The organism is Protofrankia sp. CiP1_Cm_nod3 (assembly GCF_982290655.1).
Genome location: NZ_CEVIVD010000001.1, coordinates 137,940 through 163,252, shown reverse-complemented (window position 1 = coordinate 163,252; position 25,313 = coordinate 137,940). Strand labels below are relative to the sequence as shown.

Here is a 25,313-nt window from a genome sequence, read left to right as displayed (position 1 = left end):
GGAGCAGATGATCCGGGCCGCCCGGTGGTCCGCTCCGGCCCGGTCACCGCCGGATGCTCGGCGTCACGGCCGAGCGTGGCGCCCGGCCGGGCCGCGGCGCGCCGGGGCATACCGGTACCGGCGCGGCCGGGGCCGTGGGCATGGCCGGGGTTGTGGTGGCGCAGCAGGATGTCCGGCGGAGCACCCGGACCGGACAGCGGGAGTGCGCAAGGCGGCCGCGGGGCGGTCCGGGGTGACGTGGGGACGGCGCCGGACGGCGTGGGGACGGCGCGGTGCCGCCGGGCCGCGGCAGCCGGGCGCCCCTCTTCGCGGGTAGCCGGCTCGGGATACCGCAGGCGCCCCGCCAGCCGGCGGACGGCCGGCTCGAAGGCTGCCGCCGGCGTGCCGGGCTGCGGGCACCGGGTGTGCGGCGCACCTCCCGCCCGCGTCGGCGGTGCCTTCTTCCCCACGGTCGGCAGGGTCACCGGCGCTGCCTTCCCCGGCGCCGGTGCGACCACGGCGTCGGCATCCGCTGTCCCGGCGAGCCGGCACAGCAGGGCCTGGTCGGCACGCGCCGGCTGTCGGCGTACCTCCGGCGGCGCCGGAACCCGGCTGTCCACCGGCTGTCCCTGCTGCTCCGGCCGCTGCTGCTCCGGCCGCTTTGGCCACCGCGGCTGCTCCGGCTGGCATGGCGAGCCGTCCGCCCCACCGGTCCTCACCCCGTCCGGGTCCGCCGACGCGTGGTGCGCGGCTCCTGGGCGTGCGCCACGGGGTAACGGGAGGCGCTGCCGGGCCCGGCGTGGCGGTGCGCCGGCGGGCCGCTCCTCCCCCGTGGCGTCGTCGTTCAGGCCGACGCCGTCCAGCACCTGCTCCAGGCACGTCCCGAGCAGCGGCTGGCGGTGCAGCCGGGGCGGCTCGGCCGGCGTCCGAGCCCACGCCCAGAGCGCACACGTCCTGGCCGCCCGCCGCGCGGGGGCCGCCAGGGCCCGCGACCAGCTGTCGATCGACGGGCCGGTCGACAGCACGGTGGCGGCCCGGCGGGCCGGGCTCGACCACCACAGCCGGTCGAGTATCACCGGTCCCGGTCTGCCCGGGACCGCACCAGCCATCGGCACGCCCGTCATCGGCTGGCCCCATCGGCGCGGACCAGCTCGAGGTAGAGCAGGATCTGGCCGATCGTCATCCCGCTCACCTCCTCCGGCGTCCATCCGAATTCCCTGGCCAGCACGAAACAGGCCCGCGCCAGCGGGGTCTGGACCAGCTCGGCCAGCTCGTCGCGCGGGGTGTCGACGCCGCTGATCTGGTTGATCCGCTCGACCAGGAACCTGGCCAGGCCCGCCGGCAACCGCGTTATCTGGTCGAGCCCGAGGGCGGGCTTAACGAGGGCCTGTCTGATCATCAACGCGGCAGCCAGGCCGTCGTCGTTGTCCTCACCGGCACGGCCGATCTGCTGCAGGTCCCGTACGGTCAGTGGCCGCAGCACGACCGTCGCCTCGACATCCTCGACCTCCTCGGTCTCCTCGGCCCCACCGCCCGCCAGCAGTGCGACGGGTATCCGGACGTCGTGCGTCAGGTCCGCCCCGACCAGGAGATCCTCAGCCGTCAGCGTCATCGCGCATCCTCACCGTGTGCTCGCTACGTGCTCACCGCACGGCCATCGGAGTTCGACGGAGGCGCAGCGTGTGCTCGTCCGGACGTTCACGGAACGCACGCCGGGTGCCCGTCGAATATCCGTCGAATGGCAACCGAATGCCCATCCGCCTGCCTGCCTGTGCGTTCATCGGGTACCGTCCGGCCGTGCCCTTGTGCCGTGCCCTTGTCAGGACGCCGGGAGCGCGGGGAAGGTCACGGACACGTCCTTGCCGGCCTCGTTGTCGAGGACGCCGATCCGTGTCGCCTTGAACCGGACCTGCTCCATCACGAAACCCTCCTGCGGCAGCCGGAAACCCCACGTCTCGAACTTCACGCCGAAGACGTTCACCTTCAGCGCGTTGTCCGGGATGTGCGAGTTCCGCAGGGTGAGGTTGAGAACGAAACGCGGCTGGATGCTCGTCCTGTCCTTCTCCAGAGCACCGCGGCCCAGCAGCAGGAACAGCAGGGAACCGTTGATGTAGGCCCGGCCGATGCCGCCGCTGATGTGCACGTTTCCAGGGGAGATCGTGCTCACGTCACGCGCGCCGATCTCGTAGAACTCCTCCAGCTCCGTGCGTACGCACACCTCCACGTCGGTGACGCGGCCCACGACCGCGGAGCTGTAGGCGTCGTTGACGGCGGTGAAGTCGGCCTGTTGGGCGGGAGTGCCCTCCACCGCGATGCCGAGCGTGCCGTGGGCGCCGACGTACACCTTGTCCAGTGCCATGCGGCTCCTCCTTCCGGACGGGTTGGGAAACTCGAGGAAACGCTTTCCCGAGGAACCTCTTATTCAAGGAAAATCGTGACCTCGATGAAGTCGATGCTGAAGGTGGGCCGCAGGATCAGCGTCACCGCGACGATTCCCTTTCGCTGCTGTTCCCGGGTGGCCGTGACGTCGAGGTCATAGCTGATCAGCATCTCGCCGTCCACCATCTCGTTGAGGAAACTGGCGATGGTGGTCCGCAGCGCCGTGCGTACCCGCTCGTTGTTCAGCAGACCGATGTAGGACGTGCTCGCCGCGCGGACGCCGAACTTCGCGTAGTCGACGATCCGACGGGTGGTGATCTGTTTCCAGGCGGTGTTGCCCGACGTCGTGATGCCCTGCACGACGCGGAAACCCTGCCGCGCCTCCAGGGCGAGTATCCGGGCCTGGACGAGCTGGGTCAGCTGCGCCCGGGTGTAGCGCACCTCGAGATCGCCGACCGGCAGCGCCTTGTTCGTCAGGCTGACGTGGGGCGGGTAGCTGGCGAGCAGACCGGCAACGGCCGCCGCGGCGTACGCCCCGGGCAGCGTGACGTCCGTGCCGGCGGCGGCGTCCCCGAACGTGATGCCGGGGGCGACGAGGACGACCCGGTCACTGTCGATGTTGTGACCGCGCAGGACGTCCAGGCTGGTGCCGAGCTCGGCCCCGACCACGGCGATGCGGTCCCGCCCGAAGGCGTCGCTGCTGGCCAGCTGGCAGTGGCCGCCGAGCTCGTCGGCGAACGCCGTGCTCCGGCCCGCACCGACGATGATGTGCGCGTCCTCGTTGAGCAACAGGTCCAGGGCCGCCTTGTACTCGGTGTCGCCCGTCCCGGTGGCTTCGCCGTTGCTGCCCGGTGTGTTGCCGGTGCCGGTGCCGAAGGCGGCCGGATAGTCGGTGGGTTTCAGCGCCTTGCCGGACTGGCCACCCTTTCTCGCGTCCACCCACGCCGAGGAGCCGATATCGGTGACGAGATCGTCACCGTTGACGACGGTATACCGTTCCTCGGTACGGCCCAGGCTCAGCACGACCGTGTTCGCACCCTCCGGAGCGACCTCGTACCACGCGGTGACCACATCCTCCGCCTTGAGGGTGAATCCCTGGGCGAACGTGAGAGCACCGGTAGAACGATTGATCTTCACTTCGTTCGCCTGCGGAGTCGCCGTGTCGTCCCGCAGGACGCTCAGTGAGCGGGTGACGCCGTCGGCCGGGGTGAACAGCTGCACCCGGTTGCGGGCGCTGTTTCCCACCGGGGTGTGCTGCAGCGTCACCGAGGTGGCGCCGGTGTGCTTCTCCGGGCCGACGAAGGCCGGCGAGTCGGCGGCCACGACCTGCACGCCCAGCTCGCCGCTCCAGGTTCCCGGGCTCTTCGCCGTCAGCACGACGCCGTCACCGCCGTCAGCCGACCGGAGCGTGTGGGCCGCGGCGGCCGCGGTGGGACTGCCGTTCCCGTCGACCGCGGACACCCGCACCGCGATGATCGAGGTCGCGCCGTGCGCGGCAGCGATCTCGATGGCGCGCACGAGGGTCAGCTCGTTGCTCCGGCCGTCCACCCAGGGGTCGTAGGCGCCGAATATCTCCCGGGCCTCAAGGAAACCACCCACCGCGACGGGTTTGTTGAGCTCCCCCTTCCGCGCGGTGCCGACGACGGCGACCGTCCCGACACTCACCCGCGCGGGTACGATCAGCCCCTCCGGCCGCACATCGATGTAGGTGCCGGGCAGCACCATCTCAGCCATGCTCCGTCCTCCTTCTGGGTCGGCCGGCTTCTGGGCCAGCCGGCTTCTGGGCCAGCCGAACTGGGTCGGCCGAATGCCCTGGTCAGCCGGGTACGCGTGCGGCCCGCAGGTAGAGCACCGCCGGGTGGTCGAAGGGCGTGGTCCCAAGCGAGACCTCGAGGCGGTCCTGGGCGTCCGGCAGTGGTACGGGCGGGTTCAGCGCCAGCTGCCCCACCTGGTAGCCATCCGGCACGCCGTCGGAATCCCAGTCGCCGAGCAGCAGGTCACCGGCTTCGTCGAAGGCCGCGACGAACTCGGCCAGCGACGGGAAGACCCACACACCGTGACGCTGCGGGGACACCGGGTCCGCGACGGCCGCGAGAAACGCCGCGAGCGTCGGATACCCGGCCGGTGCGCCGGTGGCACCGTCATGGGTGCGCAGCAGCCGGACGCCACCGGTGGGTACGGGCGCCGGCAGGTAGGCGGCGATCGCCAGGTGGCCGACACCACGCCGGCCACCCCGCAGTACCAGCGCGGCAGCGCCGGTCTGATCCCAGCGGACACTGTCGCCGGTGACCGTGGCCCGCTCCTCGACCAGCGAGCCGGCCACCTCCTGGCCGGTGTCGACGGGTACCACGGCTATCAGGCTCTCGGCGTCCACGGTCGGCGCGAGCTGGTATTCGAACAGGACGTGATAGTCGGCGGTCCGTGACCAGGCCCCACGGCCCTCTGCCGGAAGGGCACCGGCGACGCCGTCCAGCTGCAGGAAACCTGCGTCCCACAGGTCCGCTCTGGCGCCGAGGAGACGGCCCTGCAGAGCCGTCATCCGCGCATCCGCCGCCTCCGGGGTGGCGCCCCAGACCTGAAACCGGACGACGCATTCAAGCTGGCCGCCGCGCAGCTCGACCGCGGGGAACGGGCCGACGGCCCCCAGACCGCGCAGGTTGCCCAGTCCGAGCGCCCGATCGCTGACCTGGAGCACGACAACCGATGGGCCGGGCGTTACGCCGACGGGCTCGGCATCAGGATCGAGATAGCCGGAGAGCACCTTGAGGAGCGCCGAGACGGCCTGGTCGGACGATGTGATCACAGTTGGGCCCGGCGGGCTCGCCGCCGCCCGGAGCGCCTCCGGCCGCACCGACGGCGCGACCCCCGACGGCACGGCTCCGGACGAGACGGCATCCGACGGCACAGCGCCTGGTGACAGGACACTCAACGGCCCGGCGCCCGGCGACGCAGGCGGCGCTTCACCCGCCGTGACCAGCGGTTTCCGGCTGCCGCCGCGGGTGAAGAGACTCACCGAAAGCCTCCGCCCGCCCGGACGACGCACTCCACTCGGGTTGCCTGCATGGAATCATGGTGCGCCGGCAGCGTCACATACCCGTCACCGCCGCGTCCGGCGCAGCGTCACCACATCCTGTCCACGAGCGCTATCGGCCGATCGGCCGATGTTCCGCGGCCGGTCACCAGTCACGATCTGCATGTGCCCTACGCATCGAGTACGTTGGCGACGCGTAACCGGACTCGCCCCCGGATCGTCCTGCTCAACGGCTTCCAGCTCGTGCTGGGAGGCGCCGCGCGGCCCGTCCCCCTCGGGGTGCAGCGGCTGCTGGCGCTGCTGGCGCTACGTCCCGACGCGGTGCCGCGCTCCAACGTCCGGGGCATCCTGTGGCCGGATGTCGGCGAGAGCGCGGCCAACGGCCGGCTGCGGACCGCGTTGTGGCGGGCCGGGCGGCTGCACGACGGCCTGGTGGAGACCTCCCCGACCTGTCTTCGACTGGCCGGGGACGTGCTCGTGGACACGCACGAGACCGTCGCGCTCGCCCACCGGCTGCTCACGCCGGCCGACGTCGACACCGGCGAGCTGATCCAGCCGGCGTTGACCGGCGAGCTGCTGCCTGGCTGGTACGACGACTGGGTGCTGTTCGAACGCGAACGGCTGGGCCAGCTGATGCTGCACGCCCTGGAGGCGCTGGCCGTCCGGCTGCTCGCCCTGGGCCGCTACGGCTCGGCCGCCGACGCGGCCTACGCGGCGATCCGGGCCGACCCGTTACGGGAGAGCGCGCAGCAGGTGCTCATCCGGGTGCACCTGGCCGAGGGCAACGTGCGCGAGGCCGTGCGCCGCTACCGCGCCTATGCCGGGCTGCTGCGGGACGAGCTCGCTCTTGCGCCCTCGGCCGCGCTGACCGAGCTGGTGTTCCCGGCGGGCGGGCAGACCTCGGCCAGGCACCGCGCCGGCGGGAACACAGCCGGCGGTGACGTTCGCTCGACGGCGAGGTGACACGACGGGTCGACAGTGCCGGGATGGTGGACAGCATCGGAATGGCAGACGGCGCCGGGATGGCGGACGGCGGCCCTCCACGGCCCGGGCTGCTGGTACTGACCGTCCGGCCCGGCCCGCGGGGCGGGCTGATCGCCCGGCTGCGCATGACCACCGACGTCTCCCGGACCGAGCTGACCGCCGTGACGACCGCGTCCCCGACCGAGGTCGTCGACCTGGTGCGGCGCTTCCTCGACCAGGTCCTGGCCGACTGGTCCGGTTGACCCGGGTGCCTGCCCGGCGCGGATACCGGGCCGGGCAGGCACCGGGCCGGACAGATACCGGGCCGGCTGGTCGGGGTACCGGGTACCGGGTACCGGGCACGACCGCGCTACCTGAGCTCCGGTCCGATGTTCGGCGGATAGCCGGCCGGGTCGTCGGCCCGGAGGACGAACGCGGCCAGTTCGACGCGGTTGGCGACGTTGAGCTTGCCGAACACGTGGGCCAGGTGGGTCTTCACGGTGCTCAGCGATATGGCGAGGGCACGCCCGACCGCCGGGTTGGACAGGCCGCGGGCAACGGCCCTGGCAACCTCGCGTTCGGCCGGGGTCAGCGCCGCCCAGCCCAGCGCCGGCCGGCGCCGTGATCCCCGCGACCTGCCGGCGGAGGCGGTCGCGGTGGGACCGTCGAGTTTCGCGCTCTCGTCGGCGGCGTCGAACACCGCCGCGGTCATCCGGGCGCGGCGGTCGGTCAGGGTCTGCTCCGCATCCCCGAAGGATCCCAGGCCGCCGTGGCGGCGCTGAACCTCGCCGGCCTCACCGGATGCGTCCAGTCGCTCACGCGCATAAGCCGCGACGGTGTCCAGCAGCTGGTACCGGCTGTCGACGGCTCGCCGGTCGGTGACAACCAGTGAATGGTCCACCAGCGTGGTCAGGGCTTCCAGCACGTCCTCGCGGGCCAGGGCACCGAATGCGCAGACCGCCTCGACCTCGGCCATGCGCGCGCCACCGGCGAACACCGCCAGGCGACGTAAGAGGATGCGCCCGAGCTCGTCAAGCAGGTCGTAGCTCCAGTCGATGCAGGCTCTGATCGTCCGGTGCCGCCTCGGCGCGAACCTGCTGCCACCCGCCAGCAGCTTCAGACGGTCGTCGACGCCGCGTGCGATCTCGGGAAGCGAAAGCACCCGGGTGCGGGCCGCGGCCAGCTCGATGGCCAGCGGCAGGCCGTCGAGCCGGGCGCAGACCTCGGCGACCAGATGCCGGTCGAGCTCCGCGCCCGGGGCCGGAGACACGGGCACGCCGCCATCCACCGCCGTGACGCAGGTGGATGGCCCGATCTCGGCGCCGGCTCTGGCCAGGAACAGCTCCACCGCGTCGGCCTGCGTCATCGGGGGGACCCGCCACGCCACCTCGGCGCCGACGCCCAATCGGACCCGGCTGGTGGCCAGCAGATGGACACCGCCGCACCTCGGGAGCAGCACCGACGCGAGCGCCTGCACCGCGTCGGCCACGCGGTCGCAGTCGTCCAGGACCACGAGCAACCGACGTTCGCCGAGTTGGTCGGCGACCCGTTCCAGCGGCGCTACGTCGAAACGATCCGGCATACCCAACGCAGCTATCAGCACTGACGGTAACAAACTGGCGTCAGTCAGGTCACCGCAGGATAACCAGAACAGCCCGGCCGGGAACACCTCACCACGGCACTCTGCCAGCCGCGCCATCACCTGATCGGCCAGGCGGGTCTTGCCACAGCCACCCGGACCGGTGGCCGTGACCAGCCGCTCCCGCATGACGAGGCCCGCGAGCGCGACAATGTCGGACTGCCGTCCGACGAAGTCGGTGAGCGGCACCGGCGCACCCCCCGATCCTGATCGACCGGGCGGGCACCCGCTGTCATCACGGCCGCCGCACCGGCCGCACCATCCCCCGATGCTTCCAATGGCTCACTCATGGTCCAACATGCGCCGGATCTCGCCTGTCACCTATCGGACTCTCCCGAAGACCGGAGAACCGCGGCGCCCGGAACTGCGACCTGGAGCAGAAAGATGCTCAACTTCCGCGGCGGCAGGTACCGCATCAGCCGCCGGTGCCATCCTCTGTCACCAGTGCGACGAGGGGCTGCCGGGGCGATACGGTGACTTCCACGAACTACGGTGACTTCCACGAACATCGGCGACTTCCACGAACATCGCCGTTTCCATTTCGTCGGCACCCCGGCCTGGATCGCCCCCGAGCAGGCGACCGGCGACGAGATCACCGCGGCCACCGACGTCTTCGCCTGGGCCGGGATCGTCGTCTTCGCGGCCACCGGCCAGCCGCCCTTCGGCACCGGCCGGCCCGAGGCCGTTCTCAGCCGCATCCTGTCCGGCGGCCCGGCGGCCGACTACGACCAGCTCGCCGGGCCGCTGCGGGAGCTGGTCCGCGCCGCCCTCGCCCGCGATCCCCGGCAGCGGCCGTCCGCCCGGGCGCTGCGGGACGACCTTGCTGGTACCAGCCCTGCCGGTACCAGCCCTGCTGTCAGCGTTCCCGCTGTCAACGGGAGCGCTGACAGCGACCGGGCAGCTGACGGCACGCAGGCGGCACCCGCCGAATCCGCCACCGCGCCGCCCCCCACCGTCACCATCCCGGTGCGGCCCACAGCCGTGGCGGTGGAACCACCGTTGCCGGCCACCGTCCACGACCAGCCCGTCATCCCCGCACGGCCCGCACGCTGGGCGCGGCCGGCCGTACTCGGCGCCGCCGTGGTTGTCGTGGCCGGGGCGACGATCGCCGGGATCCTCGCCGCCCAGGGGGCGGGGACGACGCCGGCGGTTCCGGCTCCGGAGCGGGAACGGCGGTGGCGGATGCCTCCTACCAGGCAGACGGCCCGTGGCGGGCCGTCGTCCGCAGCACCCTCCCGGTCCCGACCGACACCTGCGAGATCGTCCTGACCTCCGCCGACACCGGCGAGAGCGTCCTCCACCAGGGAGGGCTGTCCGGAACGTGGTCGTTCCAGATCTCCCACCCGGGAAACTTCCAGTGGCAGGTGAGCGACCCCGGCTGCCTGGTCGAGCCGCAGGCCGGAGCCGGAGCCGTGACGCTGCCCTTCACCCACCAGGCCAACACCGGCGACACCGACGCGTTCACCGCTGAGGGCCGCGTCGCCGTGAAGATCCTGGACTTCAACGGCGCCGAGGAATGCGGATTCATCCTCCGCGACGCCACCACCGGCGAGGACCTGGACCACGGCACCGTCCAGCCCACCAGCGCCAACACGTCGCTGCTGCTGGACCCGGCCGGCCGCTCACAGCTCTATCTGATCGACACCAGCGGCCGGTACTGCGGCATACAGGTGTCGTCCGCCGCCACCTGACCGGGACTCGGCCGTCGAGGCCGCGGCGTCAGGCTCCGGGGCCGGCCGGCTGCCCGCCCAGGCCACCGGAGACAGTGCCCGACGCGCGCGTGAGCGCGTCCGCCGCCTGCGACAGCGCGCTGTAGGAGAGGCCCGCGGCGGCGCCGTAGATGTCCTGGGGGCTGCTCGTCCCGGCACCGCCGGCGCCCGGCCCGGCGGCAGCGCCCGGCCCGGCGCCGAAACCGGTCGGGCCGGTGTCCGCGACGGTCCCCGCCGTAGGGCCGACGGACCTGGCCGCGACCGAGACGGCGTTCGAGGCGCCGGAGAGGGCACCGATGGACAGGCCCACGGCGGCCTGGAAGAGCTGGGTGACGCTCGTGTCGACACTGGTCGCGCCGCCGGCGTCGGCGCTGGTGCCGGCGCTGGTGCCGGCGCTGGTGTCGGCGCTGGTCCGGGTATCGGCGGAGAAGGAGATGGACGCGCTGGCCGGAGCCGCACCGAGGAGCGTGGCAAGCGCTCCGGTAGCGGTGAGGACGCCGGCGCGGCGCAGGGCTCTGGCGTTCATGCTTGCCCCCAGCAGGTATCCGTAGTGTCGATCTATCTCCTGCAAGGTAGCCCTCGGGCAGGGGCCGAAGGGCCCGCCGGCCAGCACTGTGGTAGTGATCTCCACCGTCCCGGCGCGGACATCGCCTGCGGATGTCGGGAAGTCGTTTTGTGTTCTTATGCCTACTGTGAGAATAAATATTCGATTAGGTGAGGTTTACCTGTTCTTCTGGTACCTTCCCTTGAGTCCTTCTGACGAACAGTGACCGTACGGCGATGGCGGAGGCGGCAGACGTGTGGGCGGATCTCGTTCCGAACCTGCTCATCGGGTTACGCGAGGGTTTCGAGGCAAGCCTGATTGTTTCGGTTCTGGTCGCCACGCTCGTGCGTGCCGACCAGCGTGCCCGCCTCCCCCAGGTCTGGACGGGAGTGCTCGCCGCCGTCGCCCTCTCGGCGAGCTTCGGCGCGGTCCTCACCTTCGCCGCCGCCTCGATGTCGACCGCGGCCCAGGAGACGTTCAGCGGTGTGCTGAGCCTGATCGCGGTCGGTTTCGTCACCGTGATGGTCTTCTGGATGCGGCGGTCGGCACGGACGCTGTCCGGTGAGATCAGCGGCCGGGTCACCGTCGCGCTGGCGCTCGGCCCTGGCATGCTGGTCCTCACCGCGTTCCTGGCGGTCGCCCGGGAGGGCCTGGAGACCTCCCTGTTCGTCTGGACGACCACCCGGGGCGCGGACGAGTCGGCCGGCCCGCTCGTCGGGGCCGTCGCCGGGATCGCGCTGGCCGCCGCCGCGTGCTTCGCCATCTACCGGCAGACGCTGCGGATCAACCTGACGAGGTTCTTCACGATCACCGGCATCGGGCTGGTCGTGATCGCGGCCGGCGTCACCGGGTACGGGCTGGCCGACCTCCAGGAAAGCGCTCTCCTGCCGGGCGGGGCGGCCACGGCGTTCGACCTGAGCGCCACCATCGACCCGAGCTCCTGGTACGCCAGGCTCACCGAGGGCATCCTCAACATCACCCCGCGGATGACCGTGCTGCAGGTCGTCGGCTACCTCGCCTACCTGGTGCCGGTGCTGCTGCTCTTCCTGCGGGGCGCCGGCGCCACCGCCCCGGCCACCGCCCCGGCCGCCGCCACCACGCCGACCGGCACCGCCGAAGCGACCGGCACCGAACCGACCAGCGCCGCGGCGCCGGCTGGCTCCCTCGAACCGGCCGCGGCCGCCGAGCCGGCCGCGGCCGCCGAGCCGGCGCCGGCTGGCCCGGCCGAGCCGGTGCCTGGCGGGCGGCGGTGGGCGCCGCGCGCGGTGCCCCGCTGGGTGCTTCCGATGGCTGTCGTCGCGCTGCCGGCCGTCGCCGCCGGTGCCGCGATCCTCGCGCTCGGCCCGTCCGACGGCGCCCACGCGACGACGATCGAGGTGACCGCCGGCTCCTGCGCCGACGGCTGGCAGGCGCCGCGGCCCGGCCGGCAGACCTTCACCGTCCGCAACACCGGTGGCCGGGGCATGGAGGTCCGTCTGATCGACCCCGCGAGCGGGGCTATCCACGCCGAGATCGAGCTGCTCGCGCCGGGCACCAGCCGGCCGTTGTCGGCGGCCGTCGGCGGCGGCACCTACGCCTGGCAGTGCCTGCCCGGCAACGACCCGCCCATCGTCTCGGCGAGCCAGCGGGTGACCGGCTCGGCCGCCGGCGGCCAGGCGGTCATCCCGGTGACGGAGGAGATCATGGCCGGGCCGGTGGACGCCTACCGGGCGTTCGTCACCGCCGGCCTGGTCACCCTGCAACGCGACACCGAAACCTTGCGTGCGGACGTGGCGGCCGGTGACCTTGACGCGGCCCGCCGTGACTGGCTCACCGCCCATCTCGACTACGAACGCCTCGGCGCCGCGTACGGCACGTTCGGCGACTTCGACGCCGCGATCAACGGACGGCCCGACGGCCTGCCCGGCGGCATCACCGACGAGGACTTCACCGGCTTCCACCGCATCGAGTACGGGCTGTGGCACGGCGAGGACGCGGCAGCGCTCACACCGCTGGCGGACCGGCTCGCCGGTGACGTCACCGAGCTGGGCAAGGCGTTCCCGGCCCAGGAGCTCGATCCCAACGACCTGGCCCTGCGCACCCACGAGATCCTCGAGAACACCCTGCAGTTCCAGCTCACCGGCGCCGCCGACCAGGGCAGCGGCACCACGCTGGCCACCGCCGGCGCGAACACCGAGGGCACCCGCGAGCTCCTGAGGATCATTTCTCCGCTGCTGGCGACCCGGGCACCGGACACGCTGGCCGCGGCCGACCGGCAGCTGGATGCCTTCGCGACGCTGCTGCGCCGGATCGGCAGCCCGGCCGGGACCTGGACCGCCCCGCGGGCCCTTCCCCTCGCCGACCGGCAGCGGCTCAACGGCGGCCTCGGGGGGCTGCTGGAGACCCTCGCGCCCATTCCCGACGTCCTGGAGATCAGGAACACCGGATGAGCCCGACACCCTTGCCCGACCGCTCCCACCGCGGCCGCGACACCTCCTCCAAGCTCCCGGAGCAGCGCCGATGACCGAAACGCCCGCGGCACCCGAGCCGTCCGAGCCGTCCGCCCCGTCCGCGCCCTCCGCGCCGCCCGCGGCCGTCCCGGCGCCCGGGGCCGGCGAGACGGCCGCGCCCTCGCCGCGGCACCGACAGCGGGCGGAGCACGACGTCCCGGCAGCCTCCCGGCGCCGCGGCGGGCCGTTCGGCGCCGCGCTCGGGCGCAGGTCCTTCCTGGCCGGGGCGCTGGCCGCCGGGGCCGCGGTGGGCGCCGGCGGCACCGCGCTCGCGACGACCACCGGCGACGACCAGAACACCACCCGTGACGGGGATCCGGGCCGGACGGTCGCCTTCCACGGGACCCACCAGGCCGGCATCCTCACCCCGGCGCCGGCGGCGGCGACGTTCGCCTCCTTCGACGTGATCGCCACAGACCACGCCGGGCTGACCGAGCTGTTCAGGGCAATCACCGAACGTGCACGCTTCTTGACCTCCGGTGGCGAGCCGGTCGATCTCGGGACGACCGCCCCGCCGTCCGACAGCGGCATCCTCGGGCCGGTGGTGCCGCCGGACGCGCTGACCGTCACCGTCGGGGTGGGCGCCTCCCTCTTCGACGACCGGTTCGGCCTGGCCGGCCGCAGGCCGCGGCGGCTCACCCCGATGCGCACCTTCCCCAACGACGCGCTGGACCCGGCGCACTGCCACGGCGACCTCAGCCTGCAGCTGTGCGCGCACAGCCGCGACACGGTCCTGCACGCGCTGCGGGACATCGCCCGGCACACCCGCGGCGGCATGCAGCTGCGCTGGCGCGTCGACGGCTTCCAGAACCCGCCCCGGCCGTCGGGAGCCCAGCGCAACATGCTCGGCTTCAAGGACGGCACCGCCAACCCGGACGTCACCTCCGCCGCCGAGATGGACCGGCTGGTCTGGGTGCACGGCGGCGACGGGCCCGCCTCGGCCGAGCCCGCCTGGACCGAGGGCGGCTCCTACCAGGTCATCCGTATCATCCGCATGCTGGTGGAGTTCTGGGACCGGGTCTCGCTCAACGAGCAGGAGATGATGATCGGCCGGCGCCGGGACACCGGGGCCCCGCTGGACGGCGCCGCGGAGGCCGACATCCCGGACTACACCCGCGACCCCGACGGCGGCATCATCCCGCTCGACGCGCACATCCGGCTGTCCAACCCGCGCACGCCGGACACGGACAGCTCCCGCATCCTGCGCCGCGGCTACAACTACGACCGGGGCATCGACGCCAACGGCAACCTGGACATGGGCCTGCTCTTCTGCTGCTACCAGCAGGACATCGCCCGGCAGTTCGAGGTGACCCAGACCCGGCTCATCGACGAGCCGCTGGTCGACTACATCAGCCCCACCGGCGGCGGCTACTTCTTCGTCCTGCCGGGCGTCCGCGACTCCACCGACCACCTCGGCCGCACCCTGCTGGCCTGACGGCCGCGGCGATTGGCCGCGTGGTGACCACGGCAACCGAGGTGACCTGGCATGGTCCCGGGGCGGATATGCTCCAGGGGAGCCGCATCCTGCCCACCCGGCCCGCGGCCGCCACGGCTCGCCGTCCCACCCACATGTCCGTTCTGGTCCGGACCCGGGCCGGGTCCGGCGAGTCCGGGCGCGGATCATTCCGCACCCAGGCCTCACTACGATTCGGCTCATGGAGACGTTGTCGTTGGCAGACGGGGCCGTCCTTCGCCCGGCCCGGCCGGGTGATGCCGGGGGCATCCTCGACTGTGTCAGAGGGCTGGCCCGCTACGAGCGGGAGCCCGACGCGGTGCGGACGACAGCCGACGACCTGCACGTGGCGCTGTTCGGCCCGGCGCCGGCGGTGTCCGCCCATGTCGTCGAACGGGACGGTGAGATCGTCGGCATCGCGGTCTGGTTCCTGAACTACTCCACCTGGACCGGTCGGCACGGCATCTACCTGGAGGACCTGTTCGTCCGCGAGGACCAGCGCGGCCAGGGCTACGGCCGCGCGCTGGTGGCCACGCTGGCCCGGCACTGCGTCGAACGGGGGTACGCCCGGCTCAACTGGGCGGTGCTCGACTGGAACACGCCCGCCCTCGACTTCTACGGCTCCCTCGGCGCCCGCCCCCAGCCGGAGTGGGTCGGCCACGTCCTCACCGGCGACCGGCTCACCGCACTCGGCACACCCTGACCACCAGCGCCACCCGGCGGCCACTGCGAACAGCCACCGCGAACAGCCACCATGCCCAGGTCACGGTCGGCAGTCCCGGGAGAACACCACCCTGCCCAGACATGAAGAGCCGCTAAAGCTTATGTCTGGGGACTGTGTCCAATGGTCGGAGCTGACGCACCGGCTGCTTGATGCCGCCAGGTCACAAATTGGCCACAAAAAACACCGGAATGAAGCTCGGCAAGCTCCGGCGACCAGGAGGACCACAAAAAATCTGAACGGTGGATCAGAGCTCAGCAACCTCCGCTGCGACTCGAGCCCCCGCCGTACGAGCCGGAACCGCCGGAACCGCCGGAACCATATCCTCTCGAGCTGCGGCCAGCAGAACGGGGGCCGTTCGTGTCCTGGTTTTCCGAGCTGTAGCCGCTCGGCCGAGATGTCCTCGGAGTCTCGGTCCTCGAGGAGCCACTGCCATCGGAGCTTCTGCCACCCGCCCTGAACCGCTTCCAGAGTTTCACTGACGACGTCCTCTCCAGGAGAGCTCCAGCGATCAGGCGCAGCATATATCGGCGTTGACGGCCAAGCTATATCCGCGCGCCGTCCAGTCGACGACAATCCCGCTCCGTCAACCCGGATTCCTGGATTATAAATGCCCACAAAAGGGACAAATAGTACTACTGACAGCCAGCCGGTCGGCTGTCGCCGTCCGGCCGGTGCGCTCCCCGCGGGCCGTGGCCGCGGATATCGTCGGATACCCGATACATCTCGCCCGCACGACGACCCACGGTGTATGCATACCCACGTTCCGCGTCCGACAGACTGGGGGTTGGGCGATGCGGCAGGACACACCCTCTCCGGCCGGGGAGGACGGCGCGGGCGCGGTGGATTTCTTCGTCTCCCACGTCTCCGCGGACCGCGAATGGGCAGAGTGGATCGCCTGGCAGCTCGAGGCCGTCGGGTACCGCGTGCTGGTGCAGCCGTGGGATTTTGTCCCCGGATCCAACCTCATCGCCGAGAAGCATCGGGCCACCCAGCTTTCAGCCCGCACGATTTCGGTGCTCTCCGCCGCCTATCTGGCCTCGGAGCACGTTGCCCCTGAATGGCAGGCCGCATTGGACGCGGACCCGAGCGGCCGGCAACGCAGACTGCTGATGCTACGGGTGGAGGACTGCAAACCGCCGGGCCTGTTGGCCCAGCGGGTCGTCGTGGACCTGTTCGCGACGGATGCCACGCTCGCCACCCAACGGCTGCTGGCCGCTGTCCGCGACGAGCGGGGAAAACCGACAGCCACGCCCGCCTTCCCGGGCCGGCCCGAGCCAGGATTTCCCGGCCGGCTGCCGGTCGTCTGGAACATTCCCGTCCGGCTGCGGTTCTTCACCGGCCGCGACGCTCTGCTCGAGCAGATAGCCGAGCAGCTGGCCGGCACCGGCCGGGTCGCGGTCACCGGCCCCGTGGGCTCCCGGGCGGCGGGCGCGGCGGCGCTGTACGGCCTGGGCGGAGTCGGGAAGACCCAGCTGGCAGTCGAGTACGCCCACCGGTACGCGGACGTCTACCGGTGGGCGTGGTGGATCGACGCGGAACAGCCCGTTCTGGTGAGCGGGCAGCTGGCCGCGCTGGCGCCGCGGCTTGAGCTGCCGGTGAGCGGGCGGGCCGCCGAGGACGCGGCTGCGGTGCTGGACCGGTTGAGCGTCACCGGCGACTGGCTGCTGATCTTCGATAACGCCCAGTCCGCCGAAGAGGTGCGCGAGTGGCTGCCGGACACCGCCCGGGGCGGGCATGTGCTGGTCACCTCACGCAGCCCGGTATGGACGCCGCTGGCGACCCGGATTCCGGTCGACGTGCTCAGCCGTTCCGAGACGACCGCCCTGCTCCGTCAGCTGGTACCCGACATCGACGGGCCCACCGCCCACGAGCTGGCCAACCTGCTGGGGGATCTGCCGCTGGCGGTAGGGCAGGCCGCCGCCTACCTGGAGAAGAGCGGGGAAACCCCGGCCGGTTATCTGGCCACGTTTCGCGCCCGGCGGCACCGGCTGTTGGCGGAAGGGCAGGATCTGGTCTATGGCGGCAGTGTCGACGCAGCCTGGTCGCTGTCGCTTCAGCGGCTGGCCACCGAGAGCCCGGCGGCGGTGAGGCTCCTCGGGCTCGCGGCGTTCCTCGGCCCGGAGCCGATCCCGCTGACGCTGCTCACCCAGCCGGTCGGCCGCAGGTGGCAGCGGCAGTCCGGTCTCGCCGGCCGACAGGTGCCACAGGCAGTGACCGCGCTGCTGGGCTACTCCCTGGTCACCCGTGACGGTGACGCCATCCGCGTACACCGCCTGGTCCAGGAGGTCACCCGCACCCGCCTGACGCGGGACCGGCGGCGGTACGCGGCAGCAGCCCGCCGCCTGCTGGTCGCCGCAGCCCCTCCCGGCACCGAGGATCCCGACAGCTGGCCCGTGTGGGCCGTGCTGGCGCCGCATGCGCTGACCGCACCCGCCCTGTATCCGGAGGATCCGGCTGAGGACATCGGTCCGGAGGCACGCAGACTGCTGCTGGAGACCGGCTGGTACCTGCGGGTGCGGGGGGACCCGCACGCGGCCCACAGCCACCATCAGCAAGTCCACCGGAGCTGGGCCCGCCATCTCGGCCTCGACCATCCCGACACCCTGTCCGCGGCGAACAACCTCGCCGAGGATCTGCGCGTACTGGGCGACGTGGCCGCGGCACGAAGCCTGGACGAGGACACCCTGCGCCGCCGCCGCCAGCTGTCCGGCGACAACCACCCCGACACCCTGGCCTCGGCGAACAACCTCGCCATCGATCTACGCCTGCTGGGCGACGTGGCCGCGGCACGCAACCTGGACGAGGACACCCTGCGCCGCCGCCAGCTGTCCGGCCGTGACCACCCCGACACGCTGCGCTCGGCAAGCAACCTCGCCATCGAGCTACGCCTGCTGGGCGAGGTGGCCGCGGCACGGGACCTGGACGAGGACACCCTGCGCCGCCGCCGCCAGCTGTTCGGCGACAGCCACCCCGACACCCTGGCCTCGGCGAACAACCTCGCCGAGGATCTGCGCGTACTGGGCGAGGCAGCCGCGGCACGGGACCTGGACGAGGACACCCTGCGCCGCCACCGCCAGCTGTCCGGCGACAACCACCCCGACACCCTGGCCTCGGCGAACAACCTCGCCGAGGATCTGCGCCTGCTGGGCGACGTGGCCGCGGCACGGGACCTGGACGAGGACACCCTGCGCCGCCACCGCCAGCTGTTCGGCGACGACCACCCGGCCACCCTGCGCTCGATGAGCAACCTCGCAGCCGACCTGTGGGAGCTCGGCGACACAGCCGGGGCGGAACAGCTGCGGACGCAGCTCCACAAGCGGCACACCCTGCCCGGCAGACAGCCTGCGCTGTGACGGGCCAGAGCCGCACCAGGGTCAGCCGGTGAGGCGCACGGGCAGCTCGGTCATGCCGCGCACCACGAGATTGGGCCGGTAGACGGGAGGATCGGCGAGCAGTTCGATCGTCGCTGCCCGACCCGCCAGCGCCCGCAGCGCGACCTCCATTTCCAGCCGGACGAGTGGCGCGCCGATGCAGTAGTGCAGGCCGATGCCGAACGACATGTGCCGGTTCACGCTGTTGCGGCCCGTGTAACGGGTCAGGTCCAGCCGATCCGGTTCGTCGAAGGCATCCGTGTCCCTGTTCGCCGACCCGAACATCACCATGACACTGTCACCGGGCGCGAAGGTGTGCCCGGACAGTTCGATCTCCCGTGTCGCGACCCGGGTGGTCAGCTGTGACGGGGCGTCGTAGCGCAACAGTTCGTCCACCGCGGGTGCGGCGAGGTCGGGGGTGCCGCGCAGCAACGCGAACTGGTCCGGGTTGCGCAGCAGGGCGAGCACCCCGTTGCCCACCAGGTTCACCGTCGTCTCGTGACCGGCCACGACCAGCACCACCAACGTGGCGAGCATCTCGTGGGCGGTGAGCCGGTCACCGGCCGCCTCGACCGCGGCGAGAGCGCTGATCAGATCGTCCTGTGGCTGGGCCCGGCGCCGCGCGATCAGAGCGCCGAAGAACTCGATGAACTCCCGGGCCGCGTCGGTGCGGGCGGCGACCTCCTCCGGCGTGAGCAGCACGTCCGGATCCAGGCCACGGGCGATCCCCGCGGACATCCGCCGGACGGCCGGGTGGTCTTCGGTGGGAACCCCGAGCAGCTCGCAGATCATGGTCAGTGGCAGGGGGTAGGCCAGCGCCTCGATCAGGTCGACCTCACCGGCGGCCACCGCCTGGTCGATCAGCTCGTCGACGACCTGCTCCACGCGGGGTCGCAGGCGCTCGATCGTGCGGAGCGTGAACGCCTTGCTGACCAGCCCACGCAGCCGGGTGTGGTCCGGCGGCTCCATCCACAGGAACGACGCGGGCAGGTCCAGGATGTCACTGCCCGGATGCAGCAGCTCGGGCTCCTCCGCATGGCTCCACACCGGGTTCTGCAGGACGGCGTTGCAGTCGGCGTACCGCGGGACCAGGCGCAGGCCGAGCGGTCCCGGTGGGAACGGGCCGGCCGCGCGCAGTATCTCGTAGCTCGGGTACGGGTCATGCCGCCACTCGGGGGCGAAGGCGTCGAGCACCGCCTGCCCAACGGCGGAATCCCCGGCCGCGGGCTCCCTGGCCACAGGTACTCCGACCACGGGCTTCCCGCCGGTGGGGGTGGCCCCGGTGACGTCACGCGTGATAGTCGGCCCAGCGCTGGGATCCACGTTCGGCTCCTCCCGGAAGATGACGGCCCGTGCGCCACGCCCCGGTCGCCAGAAATTCCGGGGCACGGGGTTTCCCCGCGTCCGCATCGAAACCTTCCCGAATTCCATCGGAACCTGTCGTCCGGGTAGTGAACAGACCATAAACCATCCGCCAAGAACACTGGAAGAAACCGGCGGAAAAGTGTTCCGTATCGGCCGATCGTGATTTCCGATTTTCCGATGGGCCGGCCGGTGCCGGGTACCGGCCGTACCGCCGGCGGCCGTCAGGATCCGGTGCTACAGCGGATGTGCCCCCATGCCTGCCCGTCCCTCGCAGCCGTAGGTCACAACCGCTGTTATCACAACGCTTTCTACCTACGGCCTGCACGCTTGTAGGTGGATTTCGTCGTCATGGCAGCGGTTTTCACCTACGGCCGACGGGTGTCGGGTGTCGGGTGTCGGTGAACGCGGCACAGACCCGGAGCGCGGGGCCAGGAGTGTCAGGAGCCGGCGATCTCGAGGACGAGTTTGCCGGTGTTGCCGCCGGAGAAGAGCAGGAGCAGCGCCTCCGGGAAACGTCCGATCCCGCCGGGGAGGATGTCCTCACGCGCCCGCAGCGAACCGTCCGCCAGCCAGGTGGCCAGCTCCGCCGTTGCCGCCGGATAGCGGTCGGCGTAGTCGGAGACGAGCATCCCCGTCATGGACGCGCGCTGGATCAGCAGCCACCGGTAGTTGCGCGGCCCGCTGACCTGTGTGGTCGCGTTGTACTGCGAGATGGCGCCGCAGATGACCACCCGCGCGCCGCGGGCGAGGTGGGTGAGGACGGCGTCGAGGATGTCGCCGCCGACGTTGTCGAAGTAGATGTCGACGCCGTCCGGCGCGTGCGTGCGCAGCGCGTTCTCGACATCCTGCTCCTTGTAGTCGATGGCCGCGTCGAAACCGAGCTCGTCGACCAGCCAGCCGCACTTGCGCGCGCCACCGGCGATACCGATGACACGGCATCCCAGCCGTCTGGCGATCTGGCCCACCACGCTGCCGACGGCGCCGGCGGCCCCCGAGACCACCACGGTGTCGCCCGGCCGGGGACGCCCGACGTCGAGCAGCCCGAAGTAGGCGGTCAGGCCCGGCATCCCGAGCGCGCCGAGGTAGGTCGGCAGCGGCGCCCGGCCGGGGTCGACCGTGGCAACGCCCCGGCCGTCGCAGAGCGCGTACTCCTGGACCCCGAACGGCCCGGTGACATGGTCGCCCACGGCGAACCCGGGATGGTTGGAGGCGACGACGCGGCCGGCCGCATAGGCGCGCATGACCTCCCCCAGCGGCACCGGCGGGACATAGGAGCGCGCCTGGTTCATCCAGCCCCGCATGGCCGGGTCGAGGGAGAGATAGCTGATCTCGACGAGGAACTCACCCTCGCCGGGGGCGGGGACCGCTGTCTCGACCTGCTCCCAGTCTCCGGGGGCGGGCAGGCCCACCGGACGGGCCGCGAGACGGATCTGCCGGTTGACGGCCTTCAAGGTCCACCCTCCACGGGACGACGGCGCTCGGTACGGCAGCCTCGGTAGGGGCAGCCCTGGTACGGCGGATGCCGGATGCCGGATGCCGGATGCCGGGCAGCCACCGCCGACGGTAGCGCGGCTACGGCCCGGCGGGGGGCCGCTCGGCGAGGTAGCCGTTGCGTTCCAGGAAGGCCAGCAGTGCGTCGGCCGCGTCGGCGGCGTCCACGGGGCCGACGATGGTGGGCGGTTCGTGCGCGGCCAGCACACCGGTCAGCTCCATCAGACGCTGCCGGGGGGTGCCCGACGGCGGCGGGACGACCCTGGTCCGCGGCCGGAACGGACCCGCCGAACGGACCGTGACGGCAGCCGCCAGGTCGCCGTCGGCGGCCGCGGCGACGGCTGCCGCGTCCAGCACGGGTATCCCGGCGCGCTGTGCCGCCAGGGCCGCCGGCAGGGACGCCCGCCGCAGCCGGACGCCGGCGCCCTCGACCGAGCACACCGCCGGCGGGCGTACCCGCAGCCGCTCCCGCCGGCCGCCGTCGAGACGGCGCTCGGCCAGCAGCGACCCGCCGTCGACACGCAGGTCGACCAGCCCGAGTGCCTGGGCGGCGCCGAGCTCGTGCGCGAGCAGCGCGGGCAGCGCGCCCGTGCCCCGGTCCGGGGAGCGGTCGCCGCAGAGCACCAGCGCCGGCTCCCCGACCGTACGGACCGCGGCGAGCAGAGCGCGGGCCAGCGCACGCTCGTCCCGGCCGAGGTCGTCGAGGTAGTGCGGGGCGGGGCCGAGCGGCTCGCCGGCATGCCGGGGATCGTCACCGTGACCCGGGCCGTCGGCGTGCGACGCCGGCCCCACCCCCGGTATCGGCGCCGGCCACGGCACCCGCAGCGCCCGCGCGCCGAGCGCGGCCGCGGCGCGCAGCGTCTCGTCGGCGGCGGGCGGGCCGGCGGCCACGGCCAGCACCGGCCCACCCCAGGCCTCGGCGATCCGCAGCGCGTGCTCGAGGGCGGCCCGCTCGGCCGGGCCGATCCCGGCGCCGCGCGGGTCCCGGGTGACGGCCCCGGTCAGCGGGTCGACCTCCGGCCGCAGGTCGGTGTGGCGCAGGCACACGACAACGAGCGGCGCGGCCGGTGTCCCGGCCACTCCCCCGGTCTCGGCCGCTGTCCCGGTCACCGCCCCGGCCGGAGGCTCGGCCGGTGTCCCGGTAACGGCCGGTGTCCCGGTAACGGCCGGTGTCCCGGCCACGGCTCCGGCCGGTGTCTCAGCCGGTGTCGTGAGTGTCGGTTCGGACGGCTGTGACGTCATGGCGCCGTCACCCCCGCCGGAAGACGACGCCCTGCCCGCCGTCCGGGTAGGTCCATCTGATCGCGTTCTCGCTGTTGCAGATCATGTAGCAGGTCCCGCACTCGAAGCACTGCTCGTAGTTGAACAGGATGCCGCCGTCGGAGGTCGGGGCGAACAGGTTGGCCGGGCAGGCGGTCACGCACGCCTTCGTGGTGCACGAGCGGCAGACGTCGGAGTCGACCACGATGTGGGCCCGCTCGCCGACCCGGAAGTCGACGGTGGCCATCCGGTCGTCGAAGGAGAGGTCGTGCCAGCGTTCGCCCGTGGCGGCACCGGCCGCACCGGCCGCACCGGCCGCACCGGCGGGGCCGGCGGGGCCGGCGGGATGAGCCGGGCCGGCCGGGTCCGCCGGGCTGCCCGTGGCCGCCGGGACGGTTCTGGCCGGTGCGGCCGCCGGGGCTGCCCGGCCGGGCCGGCGGCGGTCCCTGACGAGGCCGAGCGGCAGGCGGCTCATCGGAACACCCGGCCGATCCGGGCGGCGTCGGCGGCCAGCTCGCGCAGGCTCACGCCGTTGCGCCTCGCCGCCCGCCGCAGCAGGCGGGCGAGGCCGGGCTTGGGCGTCGGGTTCGTCACGGTGAACACCCCTTCGGCGATGTCGGTGATCAGGCCGGGATACCGCTGCTGGATCCGTTCGGAGAGGATCACCTCGGGCGCGCCGCGCAGCCGTTTGTGGTCGGCCAGCACGAACTGGCCCGCCAGGTCGGACCGGTAGGAGGCGAGCCCGGCCGAGGAGACGTCACCGGCGGTGACCGCCCGGGCGGCGGCCCGGCCCGCGGCCAGCCCCGAGCCGATGGCGAAGTTGACCCCCTCCAGCCAGATGCCGGCGGCGAGCGTCATGCCGGCGGCGTCGCCGGCGAGGAGCAGCCCGTCGGCGTGCAGCTTCGGCATCGCGTCGTAGCCGCCTTCGGGGATCAGATGGGCGGAGTACTCCTTGACCGTCGACCCGCGCAGGTAGTGCGCGACGGCCGGGTGCGTCTTCACATCGGCGATGATCTCTTCGGGACGCACCTTCGCCGCGGCCAGGTGCGGCAGGGAGAGCACCACGCCGACGCTGACCGTGTCCGCGTTGGTATAGAGGAAGCCGCCGCCGGGGATCCCGCGGGTGCAGCCGAGCATCTCGATGTCCACGCCCTCGGTGCGGCGCACCCCGAAGCGCTCGTCGATCACTTCCCCGGGCAGCGCCAGCACCTCCTTGACGCCGAGGGTGTGGTGCGCGGCGTCGGCCCGCGGCAGCAGGCCGGCCTCCTTCGCCAGGAACGAGTTCACCCCGTCGCAGGCGATCACGACCTTCGCGCGCAGGTCGCCGTCGGCCCGGTCGGTGCGCACGCCGACGACCCGCCCGGCGGCGTCGCGCAGCAGCCCGGTGGCCACGGTCGAGGTGATCAGCCAGGCGCCCGCGGCCACGGCCTTGCTCGCCAGCCAGCTGTCGAAGTCCGCCCGGTAGGTGGTCATCCCGTTGTAGGGGGCGGCACCCCAGTCCTCGCTGCGGTAGTCGATGGACAGCGAACGCGTCGGCGTCATGATCATCGTTGACCGGCGCACCACCCAGCGCTCCACCGGCACCTCCTCCCACCAGGCGGGGAGGACCTCGTCGAGGACCCGGCCGTAGATCACACCACCGTAGACATTCTTCGACCCGGGGAACGGCCCCCGCTCGACGAGCGCGACGGACCGGCCCGCCCGGGCCAGCTCGAGCGCGGCGGACGACCCCGCCGGGCCGGCACCGACAACGACCGCGTCGAAGGACAGCACGGGCCGGCCGGACGACGCCGGTGACGCCGACACCGCGGGCGCCGGGGGCCCCGGGGACGTCGTGGGCCCCGTGGGCGTTGCCGATGACACGGCAGGTGTTGCCGTCACGGCCGGACCTCCTCGGGGACGGGGACGCCGAACCGCCGGGCCAGCTCCACCAGCAGCTCACGGGCGTCGGTGACCAGGCCGAGATCGGCCATCGCGGTCATCGGGCAGGACGGGTCGGTGTTGACGCTCACCACGTGCCGGGGGGAGCCCAGCCCGCTGACATGCTGGCTCGCGCCGGAGATCCCGAACGCGACGTAGAGCTCGGGGCCGACCGTCACCCCGGTCGTGCCGATCTGGCGGTCGTAGCCGATCCAGCCGGCGTCACTGGCGACCCTGGTCGCCCCCGCCGAGGCGCCGAGCGCCGCCGACACGGCGGCGAGCAGGCCGAACAGCGCCCGCCCCTGGCCCGCGCCGGACCCGGTGGGCACCAGCCCGGCGCCGCCGCCGACGACCCGGCCGGCCTCGGCGAGATCCATCGTCGCCGGATCCGGCTCGAGCACCTCGACGACCTCGACATCACGCGCCCAGGCCGACACGGCCGACGAGGACAGTGCGGCCGGCAGCCGCGGCAGCGGCGGCAGGGGCAGCTCCCGCGGGCCGGGATGCCGCCCGGCCGCGGGCACCGCACGCACGCCCGGCAACAGGGTCGCCACCGCGGGCCGCGCGCACTCGACCGTGAGCAGCAGCCGGTCGTCCAGCCTCGGCAGCTGCGCCCGTACCACCCCGTCGGCGTCCCGCCGGACCGCGACGGCGCCGGCGAGCAGCGGGCGGTCGAGCGCGGCGGCCAGCCGCGGGGCAAGGTCACGGCCGTCCGGGGACGCCGGCAGCAGCAGCAGCGGGACGTCCGCGAGCACGCCGACGAGCACCCGGGCGAGCGCGCCGGCCCGCAGCCCGGGGCCGGTGTCGCTCCACCACAGCGCCGACGCGCCCGTGACCGCCTGCGCCGCCTCCTTGGCCCCGCCGCCGATGATCAACGCCTGCCCGTCGGCCTCGGCGATGCTCTCCTCGGCACCCAGCGGCAGGACCCCGCCGCGCGCCACCACCACGGCAAGCACCGCCCCGCCCGGAACGGACCGCCCTTCTCCCACACCCTCC

The 25,313-nt window shown here is 72.7% G+C and carries 20 protein-coding genes and 1 pseudogene; 8 read left to right on the top strand and 13 right to left on the bottom strand.

Annotated elements, in window-relative coordinates; all coding sequences use genetic code 11:
• The 5 genes and pseudogenes from AC5LUJ_RS00670 to AC5LUJ_RS00650 form a co-directional block, all read right to left on the bottom strand.
• Window positions 1–1,088 (bottom strand): annotated as a pseudogene (locus tag AC5LUJ_RS00670) (hypothetical protein); the annotation flags it as partial.
• Window positions 1,089–1,099: 11 nt separating this feature from the next.
• Window positions 1,100–1,591, bottom strand: a complete 492-nt coding sequence (locus tag AC5LUJ_RS00665) for a hypothetical protein (protein WP_250291336.1) — start codon at window positions 1,589–1,591, stop codon at window positions 1,100–1,102.
• A 207-nt stretch (window positions 1,592–1,798) separates the two neighbouring features.
• Window positions 1,799–2,338 carry a hypothetical protein gene (locus tag AC5LUJ_RS00660; protein WP_250285225.1) on the bottom strand — a complete coding sequence of 180 codons (540 nt, stop codon included), beginning with the start codon at window positions 2,336–2,338 and terminating at the stop codon, window positions 1,799–1,801.
• Window positions 2,339–2,397: 59 nt separating this feature from the next.
• Window positions 2,398–4,092, bottom strand: coding sequence for a phage tail sheath C-terminal domain-containing protein (locus AC5LUJ_RS00655; RefSeq protein ID WP_250285226.1), 1,695 nt, complete (start codon window positions 4,090–4,092; stop codon window positions 2,398–2,400).
• A gap of 82 nt (window positions 4,093–4,174) precedes the next feature.
• Window positions 4,175–5,161 (bottom strand): hypothetical protein, encoded by a 987-nt coding sequence (locus AC5LUJ_RS00650; protein WP_250291338.1) that lies wholly within the window; start codon window positions 5,159–5,161, stop codon window positions 4,175–4,177.
• Between the two features lie 393 nt (window positions 5,162–5,554).
• Here AC5LUJ_RS00650 and AC5LUJ_RS00645 point away from each other — a divergent pair, with 393 nt between their 5' ends.
• The gene (locus tag AC5LUJ_RS00645; protein WP_250285229.1) at window positions 5,555–6,352 is read left to right on the top strand and encodes an AfsR/SARP family transcriptional regulator; all 798 of its coding nucleotides are present in this window, start codon (window positions 5,555–5,557) and stop codon (window positions 6,350–6,352) included.
• 23 nt (window positions 6,353–6,375) lie between these two features.
• Complete coding sequence (locus tag AC5LUJ_RS00640; RefSeq protein WP_250291340.1) at window positions 6,376–6,615, top strand: hypothetical protein; 240 nt, start codon at window positions 6,376–6,378, stop codon at window positions 6,613–6,615.
• A gap of 107 nt (window positions 6,616–6,722) precedes the next feature.
• Here AC5LUJ_RS00640 and AC5LUJ_RS00635 read toward each other — a convergent pair whose 3' ends face one another.
• A complete protein-coding gene (locus AC5LUJ_RS00635) occupies window positions 6,723–8,180 on the bottom strand; it encodes a helix-turn-helix transcriptional regulator (protein WP_250285231.1) in 1,458 nt (485 codons plus the stop codon).
• Window positions 8,181–8,483: 303 nt separating this feature from the next.
• Between AC5LUJ_RS00635 and AC5LUJ_RS00630 the strand changes: the two genes are divergently transcribed.
• Together AC5LUJ_RS00630 and AC5LUJ_RS00625 are read left to right on the top strand one after the other, a co-directional pair.
• Complete coding sequence (locus AC5LUJ_RS00630; protein ID WP_250285232.1) at window positions 8,484–9,260, top strand: protein kinase domain-containing protein; 777 nt, start codon at window positions 8,484–8,486, stop codon at window positions 9,258–9,260.
• Window positions 9,167–9,682: a hypothetical protein gene (locus tag AC5LUJ_RS00625; RefSeq protein ID WP_250285233.1), complete on the top strand. Its 516-nt coding sequence runs from the start codon at window positions 9,167–9,169 to the stop codon at window positions 9,680–9,682. The genes AC5LUJ_RS00630 and AC5LUJ_RS00625 overlap by 94 nt, the downstream gene beginning before the upstream one ends.
• Window positions 9,683–9,710: 28 nt before the next feature.
• On the opposite strand, the gene AC5LUJ_RS00620 is transcribed toward AC5LUJ_RS00625, so the two are convergent.
• Complete coding sequence (locus AC5LUJ_RS00620; RefSeq protein ID WP_250285234.1) at window positions 9,711–10,226, bottom strand: hypothetical protein; 516 nt, start codon at window positions 10,224–10,226, stop codon at window positions 9,711–9,713.
• Between the two features lie 254 nt (window positions 10,227–10,480).
• On the opposite strand from AC5LUJ_RS00620, the gene efeU reads away from it, so the two are divergent.
• From efeU to fxsT, 4 genes are all read left to right on the top strand, one after another.
• Window positions 10,481–12,673, top strand: coding sequence for an iron uptake transporter permease EfeU (efeU, locus tag AC5LUJ_RS00615; RefSeq protein ID WP_493464311.1), 2,193 nt, complete (start codon window positions 10,481–10,483; stop codon window positions 12,671–12,673).
• A gap of 70 nt (window positions 12,674–12,743) precedes the next feature.
• A complete protein-coding gene (gene efeB / locus AC5LUJ_RS00610; protein ID WP_493464310.1) occupies window positions 12,744–14,168 on the top strand; it encodes an iron uptake transporter deferrochelatase/peroxidase subunit in 1,425 nt (474 codons plus the stop codon).
• 220 nt (window positions 14,169–14,388) lie between these two features.
• A complete protein-coding gene (locus AC5LUJ_RS00605) occupies window positions 14,389–14,889 on the top strand; it encodes a GNAT family N-acetyltransferase (RefSeq protein ID WP_250291347.1) in 501 nt (166 codons plus the stop codon).
• A gap of 812 nt (window positions 14,890–15,701) precedes the next feature.
• Entirely contained in the window at window positions 15,702–18,263 is a 2,562-nt protein-coding gene (gene fxsT, locus AC5LUJ_RS00600) for an FxSxx-COOH system tetratricopeptide repeat protein (protein WP_250291350.1), read from the top strand.
• Window positions 18,264–18,284: 21 nt separating this feature from the next.
• Here fxsT and AC5LUJ_RS00595 read toward each other — a convergent pair whose 3' ends face one another.
• From AC5LUJ_RS00595 to AC5LUJ_RS00570, 6 genes are all read right to left on the bottom strand, one after another.
• Window positions 18,285–19,520, bottom strand: a complete 1,236-nt coding sequence (locus tag AC5LUJ_RS00595) for a cytochrome P450 (protein WP_250291351.1) — start codon at window positions 19,518–19,520, stop codon at window positions 18,285–18,287.
• 563 nt (window positions 19,521–20,083) lie between these two features.
• On the bottom strand, window positions 20,084–21,097 hold the full coding sequence (locus AC5LUJ_RS00590) for an NADP-dependent oxidoreductase (RefSeq protein ID WP_250286234.1): 1,014 nt from the start codon (window positions 21,095–21,097) through the stop codon (window positions 20,084–20,086).
• A 121-nt stretch (window positions 21,098–21,218) separates the two neighbouring features.
• Entirely contained in the window at window positions 21,219–22,247 is a 1,029-nt protein-coding gene (locus AC5LUJ_RS00585; protein WP_493464309.1) for a mycofactocin-associated electron transfer flavoprotein beta subunit, read from the bottom strand.
• Window positions 22,248–22,386: 139 nt separating this feature from the next.
• Window positions 22,387–22,872 carry a ferredoxin family protein gene (locus AC5LUJ_RS00580; protein ID WP_493464308.1) on the bottom strand — a complete coding sequence of 162 codons (486 nt, stop codon included), beginning with the start codon at window positions 22,870–22,872 and terminating at the stop codon, window positions 22,387–22,389.
• Entirely contained in the window at window positions 22,869–24,278 is a 1,410-nt protein-coding gene (locus AC5LUJ_RS00575; protein WP_250291068.1) for an FAD-dependent oxidoreductase, read from the bottom strand. The genes AC5LUJ_RS00580 and AC5LUJ_RS00575 overlap by 4 nt, the downstream gene beginning before the upstream one ends.
• On the bottom strand, window positions 24,275–25,313 hold a 1,039-nt coding region (locus AC5LUJ_RS00570; RefSeq protein WP_493464307.1), incomplete at its 5' end, for a mycofactocin-associated electron transfer flavoprotein alpha subunit. The genes AC5LUJ_RS00570 and AC5LUJ_RS00575, both read right to left, overlap by 4 nt.